The 14726-nt window shown below is 56.7% G+C and carries 15 protein-coding genes; 10 read left to right on the plus strand and 5 right to left on the minus strand.

All coding sequences use genetic code 11. From position 1 onward, the window contains the following. Positions 1-3: 3 nt before the first annotated feature. The 4 genes from lipA to rsmA are packed head-to-tail and all read left to right on the plus strand — an operon-like array spanning position 4 to position 3853. Positions 4-873, plus strand: a complete 870-nt coding sequence (lipA, locus tag WC903_06360) for a lipoyl synthase (protein MFA5893556.1) — start codon at positions 4-6, stop codon at positions 871-873. Beyond that, the gene (locus tag WC903_06365) at positions 851-2035 is read left to right on the plus strand and encodes an LL-diaminopimelate aminotransferase (GenBank protein ID MFA5893557.1); all 1185 of its coding nucleotides are present in this window, start codon (positions 851-853) and stop codon (positions 2033-2035) included. The genes lipA and WC903_06365 overlap by 23 nt, the downstream gene beginning before the upstream one ends. Further along, positions 2028-3050: a 4-hydroxythreonine-4-phosphate dehydrogenase PdxA gene (gene pdxA / locus WC903_06370; protein ID MFA5893558.1), complete on the plus strand. Its 1023-nt coding sequence runs from the start codon at positions 2028-2030 to the stop codon at positions 3048-3050. The genes WC903_06365 and pdxA overlap by 8 nt, the downstream gene beginning before the upstream one ends. Next, positions 3047-3853 (plus strand): 16S rRNA (adenine(1518)-N(6)/adenine(1519)-N(6))-dimethyltransferase RsmA, encoded by an 807-nt coding sequence (rsmA, locus tag WC903_06375; GenBank protein MFA5893559.1) that lies wholly within the window; start codon positions 3047-3049, stop codon positions 3851-3853. The genes pdxA and rsmA overlap by 4 nt, the downstream gene beginning before the upstream one ends. Here the strand turns inward: rsmA and WC903_06380 are convergent. After that, the gene (locus WC903_06380; GenBank protein ID MFA5893560.1) at positions 3850-5517 is read right to left on the minus strand and encodes a metallophosphoesterase; all 1668 of its coding nucleotides are present in this window, start codon (positions 5515-5517) and stop codon (positions 3850-3852) included. The two genes, rsmA and WC903_06380, sit on opposite strands and share 4 nt — an antisense overlap. Positions 5518-5570: 53 nt before the next feature. Here WC903_06380 and mdh point away from each other — a divergent pair, with 53 nt between their 5' ends. From mdh to WC903_06410, 6 genes are all read left to right on the plus strand, one after another. Then, positions 5571-6500: a malate dehydrogenase gene (gene mdh, locus WC903_06385; GenBank protein MFA5893561.1), complete on the plus strand. Its 930-nt coding sequence runs from the start codon at positions 5571-5573 to the stop codon at positions 6498-6500. A 2-nt stretch (positions 6501-6502) separates the two neighbouring features. Next, positions 6503-7345: a fumarate hydratase gene (locus WC903_06390; protein ID MFA5893562.1), complete on the plus strand. Its 843-nt coding sequence runs from the start codon at positions 6503-6505 to the stop codon at positions 7343-7345. Then, positions 7342-7923: a FumA C-terminus/TtdB family hydratase beta subunit gene (locus WC903_06395; GenBank protein MFA5893563.1), complete on the plus strand. Its 582-nt coding sequence runs from the start codon at positions 7342-7344 to the stop codon at positions 7921-7923. Before WC903_06390 ends, WC903_06395 begins: the two co-directional genes overlap by 4 nt. Beyond that, entirely contained in the window at positions 7910-8665 is a 756-nt protein-coding gene (locus WC903_06400) for an ABC transporter substrate-binding protein (GenBank protein MFA5893564.1), read from the plus strand. The genes WC903_06395 and WC903_06400 overlap by 14 nt, the downstream gene beginning before the upstream one ends. Positions 8666-8802: 137 nt before the next feature. Beyond that, positions 8803-9099, plus strand: a complete 297-nt coding sequence (locus WC903_06405) for a hypothetical protein (GenBank protein ID MFA5893565.1) — start codon at positions 8803-8805, stop codon at positions 9097-9099. Further along, on the plus strand, positions 9096-9623 hold the full coding sequence (locus WC903_06410; GenBank protein ID MFA5893566.1) for a YqeG family HAD IIIA-type phosphatase: 528 nt from the start codon (positions 9096-9098) through the stop codon (positions 9621-9623). The genes WC903_06405 and WC903_06410 overlap by 4 nt, the downstream gene beginning before the upstream one ends. On the opposite strand, the gene ruvA is transcribed toward WC903_06410, so the two are convergent. The 4 genes from ruvA to WC903_06430 are packed head-to-tail and all read right to left on the minus strand — an operon-like array spanning position 9615 to position 14684. Next, positions 9615-10211, minus strand: a complete 597-nt coding sequence (gene ruvA, locus WC903_06415) for a Holliday junction branch migration protein RuvA (GenBank protein ID MFA5893567.1) — start codon at positions 10209-10211, stop codon at positions 9615-9617. The two genes, WC903_06410 and ruvA, sit on opposite strands and share 9 nt — an antisense overlap. After that, entirely contained in the window at positions 10208-10705 is a 498-nt protein-coding gene (ruvC, locus tag WC903_06420; GenBank protein ID MFA5893568.1) for a crossover junction endodeoxyribonuclease RuvC, read from the minus strand. The genes ruvA and ruvC overlap by 4 nt, the downstream gene beginning before the upstream one ends. Before the next feature lie 14 nt (positions 10706-10719). Further along, complete coding sequence (locus WC903_06425) at positions 10720-13740, minus strand: hypothetical protein (GenBank protein ID MFA5893569.1); 3021 nt, start codon at positions 13738-13740, stop codon at positions 10720-10722. Next, on the minus strand, positions 13740-14684 hold the full coding sequence (locus WC903_06430; GenBank protein ID MFA5893570.1) for a PorV/PorQ family protein: 945 nt from the start codon (positions 14682-14684) through the stop codon (positions 13740-13742). The genes WC903_06425 and WC903_06430 overlap by 1 nt, the downstream gene beginning before the upstream one ends. Positions 14685-14726 lie beyond the last annotated feature (42 nt).

Below are 14726 nucleotides of genomic sequence, written 5' to 3' on the forward strand. Positions count from 1 at the left end.
CTGATGTCTCCCCGCCTGCCCGAGTTCCTCGTTAAGAAGACCCCCAAACAGCGTAACATCAGCGCGCTCCGCGCTCTTTTGGGCGACACTTCCGTCCACACCGTCTGCGAAGAGGCCCGCTGTCCCAATATCGGCGAATGCTTTGCCCGCCAAACCTGCACTTTCCTCATCCTCGGCGATACCTGCACCCGGAGCTGCGCTTTCTGCGGCGTTAAAAAGGGGACCCCACTCCCGCCCGATCCAGAAGAGCCGAAGAAAATAGCGGCGGCGATCAACAAGCTTGGTTTAAATTACGCCGTGATCACTTCCGTGACCCGCGATGACCTCCCCGACGGCGGAGCGGGACAGTTTGCCGCAGTAATCAACGAATCACGAACCACGAACCACGATACACTGGTCGAAGTACTCATTCCTGATTTTCAAGGTGATCCTGCCGCTTTAAGAATCGTTTTGGAAGCGCGGCCTTATGTCCTTAACCACAATGTCGAGACGGTCCCCCGGCTCTACCCGGAAATCCGGCCGCAAGCTTCCTACCAGCGTTCCCTCTCTTTGCTAGCCAATGCCAAACAGATCAACGGCCAGATTTACACCAAGAGCGGTTTTATGGTAGGATTAGGAGAGACAAAGGAAGAGGTTGCGGCGGTCCTTGCCGACTTAAAAAACGCCCGCTGTGATATAGTGACGATTGGCCAATATCTTCCCCCGTCCAGAACACACCGGCCACCGGCCCGATATGTGACCCCGCCCGAATTCGCGGAGTATCAGGCGATCGGACAGGCACTCGGCCTGAACCAGGTGGTAGCCGGACCGTTCGTCCGGAGCTCGTATCAAGCGGAGGCTGCAACAAACCATGTTAAAAGTACAGGAAGCTGACAGGTTACTTAAACTCCCGATCTACGTCTTTGCCCAGCTCGACAAGGTCAAGGCCAACATGGCCGCCAAAGGGATGGACTTGATCGACCTCGGCATGGGAAATCCCGATATCCCGCCCCCGCCCGAGATCATCGATTCGCTGGTTGAATCGCTTAAAAACCCGGAGAACCATCGCTACCCATCGTTCGAAGGAGCGCCCGAATTCAAGCAGGCGGTCGTCAGCTGGTGTAAACGGCAATACGGGATCAACATCGATTCGGAACACGAGGTCGTTACCCTGATCGGCTCGAAAGAAGGGATCGTCCACTTCGCTTTTGCCTATATCAACCCTGGTGATATCACCCTCGTCCCGATGCCCGCCTACCCCGCCCACTTCCGCGGCACGATCCTGGCCGGCGGCGACCCTTACATCCTGCCGACGACCGAACATAAAGGGTATATTCCCGACCTCAAGAACATCGACCCGGCGATCGCCGACAAGGCCAAGATCATGATCATCAGCTACCCGAGCAACCCGACCGGCGCGATAGCCACGCGGGAATTTTACGAAGAGTGCGTCGCTTTCTGTAAAAAGCACAACATCATCCTGGTCCACGACTTTGCCTACGCCGAAATCTATTTCGAGGGTAAGAAACCGCTCTCGATGCTCTCCATCCCGGGAGCCAAGGATGTCTGCATCGAATTCCACACCACCTCCAAGACCTTCGGCATGCCCGGCTGGCGCTGCGGGTTTGCCGTCGGCAACCGGCAGTTGATCGAGTCGCTCCGCAAGATCAAGACAAACCTCGACTACGGCCTCTTCACCGCCGTCCAGAAAGCGGCGATCGCCGCCATGACGCTCGACGAATCGGCCTACATCGCCAAGGTCCGCGCCACCTACCAGCGGCGCCGCGACCTCTTTGTGGACGGGATGAACTCGCTCGGCTGGCAGATCAGCAAACCAAAAGCGAGCATGTACGTTTGGTTCCCGGTGCCGCAAGGCTTTGACTCGACCGAGTTCTGCATGAAGATCGTCGAAAAGACCGGCGTCGTTTTCGCGCCCGGCGTCGCGTTCGGCGAACTCGGCGAAGGCTATTTGCGCGCGGCACTCGTGGCCGGCGAACCACGGCTCACCGAAGCTCTCGACCGAATGAAAAAAGCCGGTTTCCGCTATAATGCCTAATAAGTTCCTCGACTCCGCTCGGAACAAGCCTCTGGTCGCTATTACCATGGGCGATCCGGCCGGGATCGGCCCGGAGATTTGCGCCAAGGCGCTCGCTGGAGGCAGCGCGGCCAAGTTCGCCAACTGCCTGCTGATCGGCGACCGCCGCCAGCTCCGCCACGCCCTGAAGATCGCGGGGATCAACGGGATCGAGATCAACTCCATCAAAAAACCGGCCGAGGCCCGCTTTGTCCCCGGAACGATCGACCTGATCGACCTGGGTAACGCCGACCCGGCCCGGATCAAGGCCGGCCAAGTCTCAAAACTCGCCGGCCGGGCCGCGGTCGAATACATCGAGACCGCGATCAAACTGGCCCTGCGCAAAGAGATCGACGCCATCGCCACCGGGCCGATCAACAAGGAAGCGATCCGCCGAGCCGGTTACAAATTCGACGGGCATACCGAACTCCTCGCCGCCCGGACCAAAACCAAGAATTACGCCATGATGTTCGTGACCGACAAGCTCTGGGTAATGCTGGCGACCACTCACCTGCCGCTGGCCCAGGTCAGCCGGCATCTTGACCGGAAAAAGATCGTCCGCCTGATCAAGCTCGGGAACGAAACCCTCTGGCGGGTGCGCGGCCGCAAGCCGCGGATCGGGGTCGCCGGATTGAACCCGCACGCCGGCGAGTCGGGGATCTTCGGCCATGAAGAACAAAAAATCATCGGGCCGGCGGTCGAGGAAGCGAAAAAACTCGGGATCGATGTTAAAGGGCCGATCTCGCCCGACGCCATCTTTTATCTCGCCAACAGCGGGATGTTCGACCTGGTCATCGCCATGTACCACGACCAGGGGTTGATCCCGTTGAAACTATTGTCTTTTAACAAGTCGGTCAATGTCACCGTCGGCCTGCCGATCGTGCGGACCTCGGTCGACCACGGGACCGGTTTTGACATCGCCGGCAAGGGTTGGGCCAACCCGCAAAGCCTGGTCGAGGCGGTCAAAGTGGCAGCCCATTTCGCCCGGAGCCGATGACTCCCACCCTCGCCCAAGTCACCAAAGGGCTCCTCGCCGCCTATAATCGTTTCCCCCGCAAACACTTGGGACAGCATTTCCTGGTCGATCCGCTGGTGGTCCGCCGGATAATCGACGCCGCGGAACTGGGAAAAGACGACCTGGTCATCGAGATCGGTTCGGGGCTCGGCGTGGTGACGGCGGAACTGGCCCGGGAGGTCTACCAGCTGATCGCCGTCGAGATCGACCGCGAACTGCTCGGCATCAGCCAGGAGGTCCTGAAGGAGCAGAAGAACGTCAGTTTTGTCGGCAACGATATCCTAAAAATAGAGCTGGCGGATCTCGCGCTTGGCCGCAAATACAAAGTGGTGGGGAATCTCCCCTACTACATCACCGCCCCGATCGTGGAGAAGCTCCTGACCGCCGCGGAGAAGCCGGAGAGGGCGGTCATTATGGTGCAAAAAGAGGTCGCGCAGAGGATGGTCGCCGCCCCCGGCTCAAAACAGTACGGCTCTTTCGCGATCTTTTGCCAGTTCCACGCGAAGATCAAACTCGAGTCGCTCGTCTCTAAATCGTCTTTCCTCCCCTGGCCCGAGGTCAGCTCCGCGATCGTCTCCCTCACACCCCACAGCTCACCCCTCTTCCCTGGGTTAGATGAACAGAAGTATTTTAAAATCGTCCACACCGCATTTCAGCAGAGAAGGAAAAAATTGAGCACTTCGCTCGACGAATTTAAACTGGGGGTAACGAGCATCGACTTGAACCGCCGGCCGGAAACGTTGAGCATCGAGGAATTCGCCGCGCTAGCCAAGCGATTGGTTTAAGCCGCCGGTGCCGGTTCGCCTAGTCGCTGCCAGATCGCCTTTCTGATCTCGGTTTCCGGCTGATTGTCATTAGCGGCGCCTGGTTCGGTCAAGACAACATAATCACCGACATAACCCGCGCCGCCGTCCCATGAATCGGTAATGATCAATTTGACCGCACCTCTATATTTCTCTTCAACCGCCAATCTAACCTGTTCGCTCAAGAATGAGATCCCCTCATAATGAAGATGGCCAATAATAAAAACCAGCGGCTGGTCGGCGGACAAATCTAGTTTATCAACCTGCCTGGCCCTATTAACCTCGTCGTCAATCCAGTCCAGGATATTAGTAACCTGCCTTTTCGCAATATAATCACCCGGGAGAAAAAGGCGCGGCAGGAGCAAAAAACGGGACGAAATCTGCGGCCCAAATAGATTGCTAAAAAATTTCGCGGTCGATTCAAATTTATTTGCAGTCGCGCGGTTCAGCCAGCCTAGTGAGCTTTTCAGCCATGACATTTCCATCTTCGTGACCAACCGCGTCGCCCAGCGGCCGAGCCAGGAGCCGGGACGGTTAAACTTGTCAAACTGATGTCCGTGCATGATCCTGATCCGCCGGTCGGCCGAGTTATATTCGTTCCTCACCTTAAAGCGCGGGTTGAACAGGATGCCGCCGCGCTCCACCAATTCCGCGATCTGCTCGTCATGGTTGCCGGCAATGAAAACAACTTCCTTCAGCTTGGTCAGTGCGTTGGTAATGCGGGTATTATGCCTGTAGCAGCTCAAAAAATCGCCGGACCGCCAGACATCAAAGAAGTCGCCGTTGATGATCAGGCGTCCGTTAAGCCGCTTGACCATGTAGATAAATCGGAGCAAGTCATGCGTGTTTTCGTGGTGGTATTCGCGCAGATGAACGTCGGAGATGACAAAATCATATTTCGGGAGTTCTCGCCCGTCTGCCGGCACAATGACGGGTATTTCTTCATCCGTGGTAGCTTGCAGGGCGACTTTTATTTCTTCGATGTCTTTGGTTCTTGCTTCGCTCTCGGCCAGGGAACACAAATGATCGGGCAAGTTTTGCGTGGAACTGATCCTGACCTTCGCGTCGTCCGCCTTATGTTGATAAAGGACTCGACCGGCCGCCATATCGATCGACATCCTGTTAAGCAGGATATCGTATAATCCCCAGGTTGAGATAAAGTGACTGATGCCCTGCAACGGGCTGACTTTGTCTTCCACGACCAGCATTGACATGAGCGATCCATTTAACGCCGGCCACGCAGTTTCAGGGTTGAGCTCGCCAAACCCTTTGATCATTTTCAATTTCTCAAAGAGTTTTTCGGCCACCTCTTTGCGCGAAACTTCTCCCTGTAAGCTGGAATGAGCGCTAAAAATTATTTTCCCGTTCTTGACCTCGGTGACCCAGCCCTCGCTGACCATCTCGGCCAATGCGGCGGCAACTTTTTGGGTTTTGATCAGATTTTCACTGATCTTAAAATCGATCTTTTGTCTGTCAGCCGAAAAATATCTGTCTTTGATCAGGCCGATCGATCGGGCCAACTTAAAAGCCACTTCGTATTGATGGTAATGTTGCCAGCGGTCAGGACTGTTGCACGCCTCTCTATAAGAGCCGCGCGGGCCGGTGGCTTTCAAGACAGCTGAATAGTGGTTTAAATGTTCAAGCATTACCATCCTTTTTCGTAATAAATTGGCCTTAATTTCATGCTATAATAATTTCCATGAGCAAAAAAATCAGCGTGGTCGGCGCCGGGAACGTCGGCGCCCAGTGCGCCTACCGGCTGGCCCAGCGCCAGGTCGGGGATGTCGTCCTCGTTGATGTGGTTGACGGCCTGCCGCAGGGCAAGGCGCTCGACATGTCGCAAGCCGGCGCGATCGACGGGTTTTCTGTCAGCGTTACCGGGACAAACAAATACGAAGATACCCGGGATTCTCAAGTTGTGGTCATTACCGCCGGATTAGCCCGGAAGCCAGGTATGTCGCGCGACGACCTGATCATCAAAAACGCCGCGATCATGAAAAGTGTTGTCGAAAATATCGTCAAACATTCCCCGAACGCCGTCTTGATCGTGGTGACCAATCCGCTGGATGTTATGACACGTTACGCGTTACGCGTTTCGCAATTCCCGAAGAATCGGGTGCTTGGCATGGCGCCGCTCCTCGATGCCGCCCGGCTGCAGCATTTCATCGCTCTCGAGCTCAAGGTCCCGGTCCAGGAGGTCTATGCCGAGGTCCTCGGCAGTCACGGCGACCTGATGGTCCCGGTCCCCCGGCGCTCGACGGTCAAAGGGAAGCCGCTGACCGAGCTCCTGACCACCGAGCGGATCAAAGCACTGGTCGACCGGACCGTTAACGGCGGCGCCGAGATCGTTAATTTACTCAAGACCGGCTCGGCCTATTACGCCCCCGGTTCAGCCGCCGCCCGGATGGCCGAAGCGATCGTCAAAGACCAAAAGGTCATCATCAACTCCTGCTGTCTCCTCTCCGGAGAGTACGGGCTAAACGATGTCTGCCTCGGCGTGCCGGCCAAACTGGGGAAGAGCGGGATCGAAGCGATCATTGAGCTCGACCTGACCACCGCGGAAAAGAGCGCTCTGCAAAAAGCGGGCCAGGCAGTCAAGGCGTTAACAGCGGTAATACCCCACACTTAACTATGAGAGAACTCTCGGTAAAAAATATAACGAACGCCCTCCGGAAACTGGTCATCTCGGCCAACACCGACCTGGCCGAAGATGTCATAACAGCACTGAATAAAGCGCTGAAGAACGAAACCTCCCCGACCGGCCGCGAGATCTTGCGCCAGATCATCCAGAACAGCGAGCTCGCCCGCCAAGAGAAAATGCCCCTCTGCCAGGATACCGGCACAGCCGTCGTCTTCCTCGAGATCGGCCAGGAGGTCCAGCTAACCGAAGGGTCCTTAACCGAAGCGGTCAACGCCGGGGTCGCTCGCGGCTACGCGGAAGGTTTCTGCCGCAAATCTATCGCCGGCGACCCGCTGGGGCGGCAAAATACGGGCGACAATACTCCGGCCGTTATCCATACCGAAATAGTCCCCGGCGAACAGGTCAAGATCGGGCTTCTCACCAAAGGTGGTGGCGCAGAAAATAAAAGCGCCGTCCGGATGTTCCGGCCGACCGCGACTATCGCGGAAATAGAAGCCTTCATCATCGAAACGATCAGCAGTGCCGGGCCGGATGCCTGTCCCCCGCTGATCGTTGGCGTGGGGATCGGCGGTAATTTTGATTCGGTCACCACTCTCGCCAAGAAAGCCCTCCTCCGGCCGGTCGGCCAGCACCACAGCGCGGCCGATATCGCTAAAATGGAAAAAGAACTGTTGATTAAAGCCAACCAGCTCGGTATCGGGCCGATGGGGCTCGGCGGCCGGACGACCGCCCTGGCCGTTAACATCGAACGGCAACCTTGCCATATCTCGTCGCTCCCAGTCGCGGTCAACATAGAATGCCATGCGCATAGGTTTAAGCAAATCGTACTATGAAATCCGAAATCCTAAATTCTAAATCCGAAATAAACTCGAAATCAGAAATCATTAAACTACAAACCCCGTTGGCTGGTCCAGTTATTACTAAGTTAAGGGCCGGAGATCGGGTCCTTATTTCCGGCACCATTTATACTGCGCGGGATGCGGCTCATGCTAAATTTGGAAACAAACCTCCTTTTAGCTTAAACGGGGCAATTATTTATTACGCTTCCCCTACTCCAACCCACCCGGGGAAAGTGATCGGTTCGATCGGCCCGACGACCAGTTCCCGGATGGACACCTTTACTCCTGACCTCCTGAAAAAGGGGTTGAAGGGGATGATCGGCAAGGGTGACCGGGGAAAAGAAGTCATCACCGCGATCAAGAAATATAAAGCGGTCTATTTTGTCGTCCCGGGCGGGGTCGCCGCCCTCCTCTCCCAACAGGTTAAAAAAGCCTCGGTCCTCGCCTACCCCGAGCTCGGCGCCGAAGCAGTCCACCAGCTCGAGGTCGCCAACTTTCCCGCCATCGTCGCTATAGATAGCAAAGGCGGCAACATTTTCGAGGCGGGGCGGAAGAAGTATGCGCTTAAGTAGAATTTTCCTGCCCGCATTCGTCATTGTTATGTTGGTCATTGGTCATTGCTCTTTTGCAACAGCAAAAGAGTTTGATGGCATCTGGTTCCTCGGGTTCAACACCCGGGCCGTCCCCTTTAACCAGCTCGCTGTCCGCCAGGCGGTCGCCCACACCCTTGATCGCCAGGTCATTATCAGCGGCCTGGCCAGCGACGAAGGGGTCCCGGCCAGTTATATCCCTCCCGGGCTGACCGGCTTCGATCCGAACCTCCAACCATATAAACACAATCTAGCCTACGCCAAGGCGCTGATGAAAAAAGCCGGCTTCCCGCCGAACAAACCGGAGCTGAAGAACATCTCCCTCCTCCACACCGACGGGGTCAAGACGATCGAGATCGCCAAACAGGTCCAGAAAGAGTTGAAACAGCTCGGACTGAAGATCGAGCGGCAGCAGATCAGGTACTATGACAACGCACTGTGGGAGAGCGAGCTCCGCTCCGGACGGCACCAGCTCTTCCTGATGGGTTACAAGGAGGAATCCGACCAGAGCGACAGCGTTAAACTCCTCGGCCCGCTCTTCAGCTCGACCGGTGAAGCAAACTTTACCGGCTATAGTCAGGCGGACGTCGACGTGCTCCTCGAGCGACTGGCGCTGATCGACCCCTCCCTGGCCGGCGAGCGGACGGCTAAACTGCTCGAGGTCAACCGCCAGATCTACCGGGACCTCCCCGCGCTCATTCTCTTCTACATTGAGAAAATATGAAAGGCTCTCACTCCCAGCCCTCATCCGATACGCTAAAGTTACGCACCTTCTCCCAGAGGGAGAAGGTGTCATGCAAAGCGACATACCCTCTCCCTTTGGGAGAGGGTGAGAATCTTTGGCGCCATGGGTGAGGGAAAATGAAAGATTCAATTAACCTGTTTTTGCGCGTCAGAAAAGAGGATGTTTACGCTCTCTGTCCTTTCTTCGAATCTTTTGAAGGGATGGCGGCGATCCGCACCCCAAAACCGGCCGCCGGCTCCTTCACGACCCTGAAGCTGATGGTCTCGCCCGATTTTCTGGCCGATTACGAAAAGCTGCTGGCGGGGCTGAAAGGAAAATTTTGGTTTGAACGCCTCACCCCCTTAATCCCCCTCTCCATCTCTGATGGAGAGGGGGAAACCCTGAACGAAGTGAAGGGAGGGGGTGAGGATTGAAAGAATTTTGGGAGAAAATTAAGTCATTGTTCCGTCCCGGCCAGATCGTCCGGGACATCCGGGAGATCGATTTTGCCGCGCTAAAAAAGCGCGGGATCAACGCCCTGATCCTCGATATCGACGACACTCTCATCCCGCGGGAAGTAAATGATGTCCTGCCGGCCCTCTTTGAATGGGTCTATGCCCGCAAACAGGAAGGGTTCCGGCTCTGCCTCACTTCCAACAGCCGCCATCCTTTAAGGGTCAAGTATTTCAGCGAGACGCTCAAGATCCCGTCGATCCATCTAAGCTTTAAACCGCTCCCCTTCGCTTTCTGGAAATCTATGAAGATACTTCAGTCTAAGCCGGCCGAAACCGCCATGCTTGGCGACCAGTTGTTCATGGACATTTTGGGGGCGAACTTACTCGGCATCTACTCGATTTTCATCGACCATCGGAAAGAAGAGACCGTCTTGGTCCGGCAGTGGATGCGGCAGGCGGAGCAGTGGGTGCTGGCCCGCATCTCGGCGGGCAGGCTAGACTAAACCCTTCAGCGCGGTTTTGATGACCTCTTCGACTGTTTTCACCTCGGCCAGGTCGAGCCTCATGATCGCTTCGCGCGCTTCTTTGGGGGAATAACCGAGCGAGATGAGGGCGGAGATCGAATCGGCGACCAGCGCTCCGTCCCCTTTGACCCCCAGGGCCATATCCGACGGCTTGATGGCGTAAGCTTTGCTGATCTTCTCCCGCAATTCGAGGACGAGCCGCTCGGCGGTCTTTTTCCCCACCCCGGAGATCGAGGACAACAACACCGTATCCCCTTGGGCGATCGCCGTCACCAGCTGGTCGAGCGGGAAACCGGAAACGAGCGCCATGGCCAGTTTCGGCCCGACGCCGGAAACCGAAAGCAGGGTGGAAAAAAGGGCCTTTTCTTCCTTGGCCAGAAAACCGTAGAGGGAAATATCGTCCTCGCGCACGACCTGGAGGGTAAAGAGCTTGACCGTCTGGCCGAGCGCCGGTAAACGGGAGAGGACCGCGCGCGGGACGTTCACTTTATAGCCGATCTGGTTGACGTCGATAATGACATGGGTCGGCTCAACATGCTCCAGGGTCCCGCGGAGATGGGCGATCATGCGGCGACCAGCCCCAGCCCTTTCAGTTTGTAGGAATGGAGATGGGTAATGGCGACGGCCAAGGCATCGGCCGCGTCGTCTGGCTTCGGAATATCGGCCAACCGGAGCATGACCCGGACCATCTGCTGGACCTGCTTTTTCTCCGCCTTGCCGTAGCCGGTGATCGCCAGCTTCACTTCCAGCGGGGTGTATTCAGCGATCTTGATCCCGCACTCGGACGCGGCCAGGAGAACTATCCCGCGCGCCTGGCCGACCGCCATGGCGGTTTTGGTGTTCTGGCCGAAAAAGAGCCGCTCCACAGCGACAACATCAGGCGAGTACTTAACGATCAGGGCTTTTAACTGCTTGTAGATAATACCGAGGCGGGCCTGGGGCGCTTCATCTGAAGCCGTGAGGATACAGCCATATGAAAGATGTTCGAGCTGCTTACCCGCCTGTCTGACCAGGCCGTAGCCGGTTGTCGCCGTGCCGGGATCGATCCCCAGGGTGAGCATTGCTTAATATTATATCACAAATTGATCTCTAGGTTACCGCTGATATCGGTCAGCTTGTAATCCGGGGCGCTGCCGATCTCCCGCCTGGCGCGCAAAGTAAAGTTAACGAACTCGCTGACGCTATATTTGGCCCGGAGAGAATAACTGGTCACTTCTGCCGCCACTCCGGCGTAAGACTTGGCGTAGGTGCAGTCAAAGTCGACCCGCAAGATATCCCCGTACCGGTAAATGAAACCATAACCCGGGGTGACCGTGTAACTGACCGGGTCGGCGGCCAGGAGATCGGTCGTTTTGGTAAAAGCGCCGGAGAGGTTGAAGCTCCAGGCGTCGGAGAGGTTCCAGGTCCCCTTGAGCGCTCCGGTATGGCTCGTCGTGTTGGCAAGATTATCCGCCGCTTCTCCCGTCCCCTGCGTGCCGCGCAGGTAAGTGTAGCGCGAATCGATGGCGACCTTTTCCGTCAACGACGTCCGGGCCACGGCGTCAAACTTGCGGGCGAAACTTTGCCCCGGGGTGTAAGCCAGCGGCTCGGCCGTGATCAGTTGGGTAGTGCGGGCGTTATCCAGTCCGTAATTGAACTCGAGAGAGAGGAACTGGAGGGGGGCCAGTTTCACGGTATAAAGATTGGAATCGGTATCGGCGGTGTTGTTCTTGAGCGTGTAATCGGGATAGTCCAGTTTGGAAACATCAAAAGCCCGCCCCAGCTTGTAGAGCCAGCCGACGACCGCCTCTCCCTGCGGGACCAGGTTGACCTCGATCTGCTGCTGCTCGTTATTGTAGGTAACGGCGCTGTTGCGGGCGAGCCGGGTAAAATTCGGCTTGTAAAGGTAGCGGAGCCGGAGCTGTTTGGCCGGCTTAAGGTCGAGCGAGAAAGAGCCGCTGTGTTTTCCGACCGCTTCGGTCGTGGCGTAATCCTCGTTGACCGCCTGGATAGTGTATTTGCCATCGGTCCGGAGGTAGTCGTTCGGCTCGAACTTGTACGAGAGGTCGGTCACGTTCGTGATCCCCTGGGCACTGTCCTCGATATACTGGACCGAGGTTGAGAGAAAAATAGGCTTGGCCGGAGAGAGCGACAGGTTCAGGTTATAAGTTTTCCGGTAAGGAGCAGTCCCATCCGGTTCATTCCGGTCTTCCAGTTCAACATTCGAGGTCAGGGTCGCTTTCTGGAGACCGACGGTCGCCAAGCCGAAGTTGACCCGCCGGTATTCGGTCGCCTCGACCGACGGAGAACTGACCAACCACTCCTCCTTCCCCCCTTTAAGCGCCGCGGAGAGGAAACCCCAGCGCCAGATCGTCTCCGCCGTATTTTTGGTAATGCGCCGGCCGATCGTGCTCCCGCTGACCGGATCGTTGCTCTCGTCGTTCTCGGACAACTGGTATTCCAGCGACGGGAAGCGCTCCGGCGTCAAACTGGCCCGGGTATTTTTGTTACTGTTCTCGTAGACCACTCCGTCCCGGGTGTATTTATCATAGCCATAATCACCGATCAGGCCAAAAAGCGACCCGGGGCGAAAACTCAAGCTTCCGCCATATTCGGTGACAGCCTGCTTCGGGTCAGCCGCGGCGATCGGCCGGAAATTGGTGCCGACCCGTTTGCCCCGGGCGGTCAGGCCGAAGGGGCCGAGCTGGCCGCTCAAGTCGAGTTTAGCCGCCAGGCCGGACTCCTCGCTCCCGGCGGCAAGCAGGTTCAGGTTCCGCCGTGACAGGGCAACCTCGCCATTGGCCGCCAGCGCCTCGGAGACAAAGCTCCCGTCGGCTCCGACGACAGAATGGCCCTGGGGAACGACCGCTTCACCGGTCAAAGTCGCCAGGATGTCGGCCGCTCCGGCCGTCAGGTCAGAATCGTCGAGATAGGTCGCCCCAAATTTCAGGTTTGGCGCCGGCTTATAGAAACCGCGCAACCCTTGCGTGGCGTGCCCGTAGAGGGTTTGCCGGTAATCGTAATTGATCGTCAGGACCGACTTGAGATCGATCGTTTTCCGGATAAAATTGACCGTCCCGGCGTTATAGTCGATATTGTAATCATCGCCCCGCTTCTGGAGGAGAAAATCGACATAGACCCGCTCGCTGTCGATGACGACCGGCGCCGCGTCAAGCCGGTACGGTCCCTGCGTCCCATCGCCATAGAGCCGGACGAACTTCGACTCACCCTTGGGCGACGAATAAAGGGCGGCAAAACCGTAGCGGCCATAATCTCCTTTTAAGCGGACCCCGGAGAGCTGTTTGTCCAGCCGGGTGAATTCTGTTTCGTTCAGGTCGGAGGTGAAATCGCCCAGATAAGCCTCGGTACTCCCCTGCCGCAACCGGACCGACACTTTATCGTCGCGCTGGCCGACCTGGCTCAAACCGGCACTGCTGGTGCTGATCAGGTTGGCTTCGATCTCCGTCTCGCCTTTCTTCCCGGCAATATTGAGGCGGAGCGACTCTTCTCTGGTCTGTCCCGGGACAAACCCTTCCTTGCTCCCCTCGATACTTTGCGACGAGAAAGCAAGGGTCTTTGACCCTTTAATGATGACCGGGAGCGACTCGAGCGAGGCAACCGTCACCGTGACCGCCTCACCCGTGACGATCAACACGGCTTCTTCGGACGTAACATCAAACGGCGCTATAAATTCTTGGCTCGACGGCTGAAGACTGTCGACTGTCGACTGTTTAACCGCCTGATACCAAAGCAGGGAATGGCTCCAGACTGGGTTGAAGCGGGTCCACTGAAAACCGAGCCGGCGGGTCCAGACGGTAAAGAAATGCCAACCCTCCTTGTAATCGTCGGGAATGGTGAATTTCCCCCACCAGTACCCTTCACGATAAGTCAGCGGGATCTCCAGCTCACGGTCGGTATAGAGGGTCACTTTTTTCGCCGGGTAAAAAATGCGGATACGGACCGTCATCTCCCGGCCGATCAGCGGCGGGTAAGCTGGATAGAACTTGAACGAATAGTCGTTGGTCAGGCGGTCGTCTTCCGCCGTGGCCGCCCCGGCGAGGAGTAAAACAAAAAAGAGTCCTATGGTCAGCCATTGCCAACCTCTCCGACTCGCCATCACCAAATACCCGAAAGCGAGATCCGGTGAACATTATCCCGGGACAGGGCCCGCTGGGTAACGTAGGCGTAGTCAACCCGCGTGTGGTTGACCTGGAAACCGGCCCCTGCGGTCAACCCACTATCGGCATAGCCCAAGCGCAGGGACAAACCTCCCAGGCTGTATTCGTACCCGCCTGAAAGCTCGGGCGAATAACCCGGTTTGATCGTTTGGGCGAGATCGAGGGCAAACAAGGAACCTGCGAGTGAACCTCGCGGTTCCTTGTACGCCAAGCCAAGCCGTAGCTTCGGTGGGACTCGTTCGATCGTACCTGTTCCCCACTGTTGTTGGTTGATGAGCTCGTCAACCTTGATCCCCAAGGTTAATGTAGGGACAACCCTTGTGGTTGTCCGATCGGTTCGGACGGGGACAAGCCCCGTCCCTACATCTGTTTTACTAATCGTAATCAGCAACCCGGGGGTAACGCTATATCCGCTACCCTGGCCGCCGGCAATATTGGTCATGTCAGAATTCAAATATTTCGCGGTTAAGCCGAGTGAGACCTTATCGCTTAGTTCTTTGCCATAAGCGATCAAGTAAGCATTTGAAAAGTAACTGAAGATGCTGATATTCTGGACCTCATTGTGGAAATCAACCTCGGCCGAGGTTTGGTTGATATTCCCCAGTCCAACCTGGACCCAGGAGATACCGAGCGTGCCGCCGAGTGCCGGCTGGATATAGCTGACATAGTAATGGTCGGTGTCAGACGATAGTCTCGTCTGCATCGTGGTTATCTCGCTCTTGTTGAGCAGTCCGAGCCCGGCGGGGTTCCAGTAGGGAGCGTCGGCATTATCCGCAATGGCCGTGAAAGCCGAGCCCATTCCCAGCGGACGAGCGCCAACGCCGGCATTTAGAATAGCAAGGTCGAGACCAGCCTGGCCCTGGGCAACTGCCGGTAAGGTCATTGCCCAAAACAAATACAAAACACTAAATCCTAAACAAATTCT

It is taken from the genome of Candidatus Margulisiibacteriota bacterium, from assembly GCA_041658645.1.
Classification (GTDB): domain Bacteria; phylum Margulisbacteria; class WOR-1; order O2-12-FULL-45-9; family XYB2-FULL-48-7; genus JBAZZV01.

What these genes read in the sequence shown, in the direction of transcription:
- rsmA (MFA5893559.1), top strand. Translation starts at nt 3,047, where the DNA reads ATGACTCCCACCCTCGCCCAAGTCACCAAAGGGCTCCTCGCCGCCTAT.
- WC903_06430 (MFA5893570.1), bottom strand. Translation starts at nt 14,684, where the DNA reads ATGACCTTACCGGCAGTTGCCCAGGGCCAGGCTGGTCTCGACCTTGCT.
- WC903_06365 (MFA5893557.1), top strand. Translation starts at nt 851, where the DNA reads ATGTTAAAAGTACAGGAAGCTGACAGGTTACTTAAACTCCCGATCTAC.
- ruvC (MFA5893568.1), bottom strand. Translation starts at nt 10,705, where the DNA reads ATGCTCACCCTGGGGATCGATCCCGGCACGGCGACAACCGGCTACGGC.
- WC903_06405 (MFA5893565.1), top strand. Translation starts at nt 8,803, where the DNA reads ATGAAAGATTCAATTAACCTGTTTTTGCGCGTCAGAAAAGAGGATGTT.
- mdh (MFA5893561.1), top strand. Translation starts at nt 5,571, where the DNA reads ATGAGCAAAAAAATCAGCGTGGTCGGCGCCGGGAACGTCGGCGCCCAG.
- WC903_06395 (MFA5893563.1), top strand. Translation starts at nt 7,342, where the DNA reads ATGAAATCCGAAATCCTAAATTCTAAATCCGAAATAAACTCGAAATCA.
- pdxA (MFA5893558.1), top strand. Translation starts at nt 2,028, where the DNA reads ATGCCTAATAAGTTCCTCGACTCCGCTCGGAACAAGCCTCTGGTCGCT.
- lipA (MFA5893556.1), top strand. Translation starts at nt 4, where the DNA reads ATGTCTCCCCGCCTGCCCGAGTTCCTCGTTAAGAAGACCCCCAAACAG.
- WC903_06380 (MFA5893560.1), bottom strand. Translation starts at nt 5,517, where the DNA reads ATGCTTGAACATTTAAACCACTATTCAGCTGTCTTGAAAGCCACCGGC.
- ruvA (MFA5893567.1), bottom strand. Translation starts at nt 10,211, where the DNA reads ATGATCGCCCATCTCCGCGGGACCCTGGAGCATGTTGAGCCGACCCAT.
- WC903_06400 (MFA5893564.1), top strand. Translation starts at nt 7,910, where the DNA reads ATGCGCTTAAGTAGAATTTTCCTGCCCGCATTCGTCATTGTTATGTTG.
- WC903_06390 (MFA5893562.1), top strand. Translation starts at nt 6,503, where the DNA reads ATGAGAGAACTCTCGGTAAAAAATATAACGAACGCCCTCCGGAAACTG.
- WC903_06425 (MFA5893569.1), bottom strand. Translation starts at nt 13,740, where the DNA reads ATGGCGAGTCGGAGAGGTTGGCAATGGCTGACCATAGGACTCTTTTTT.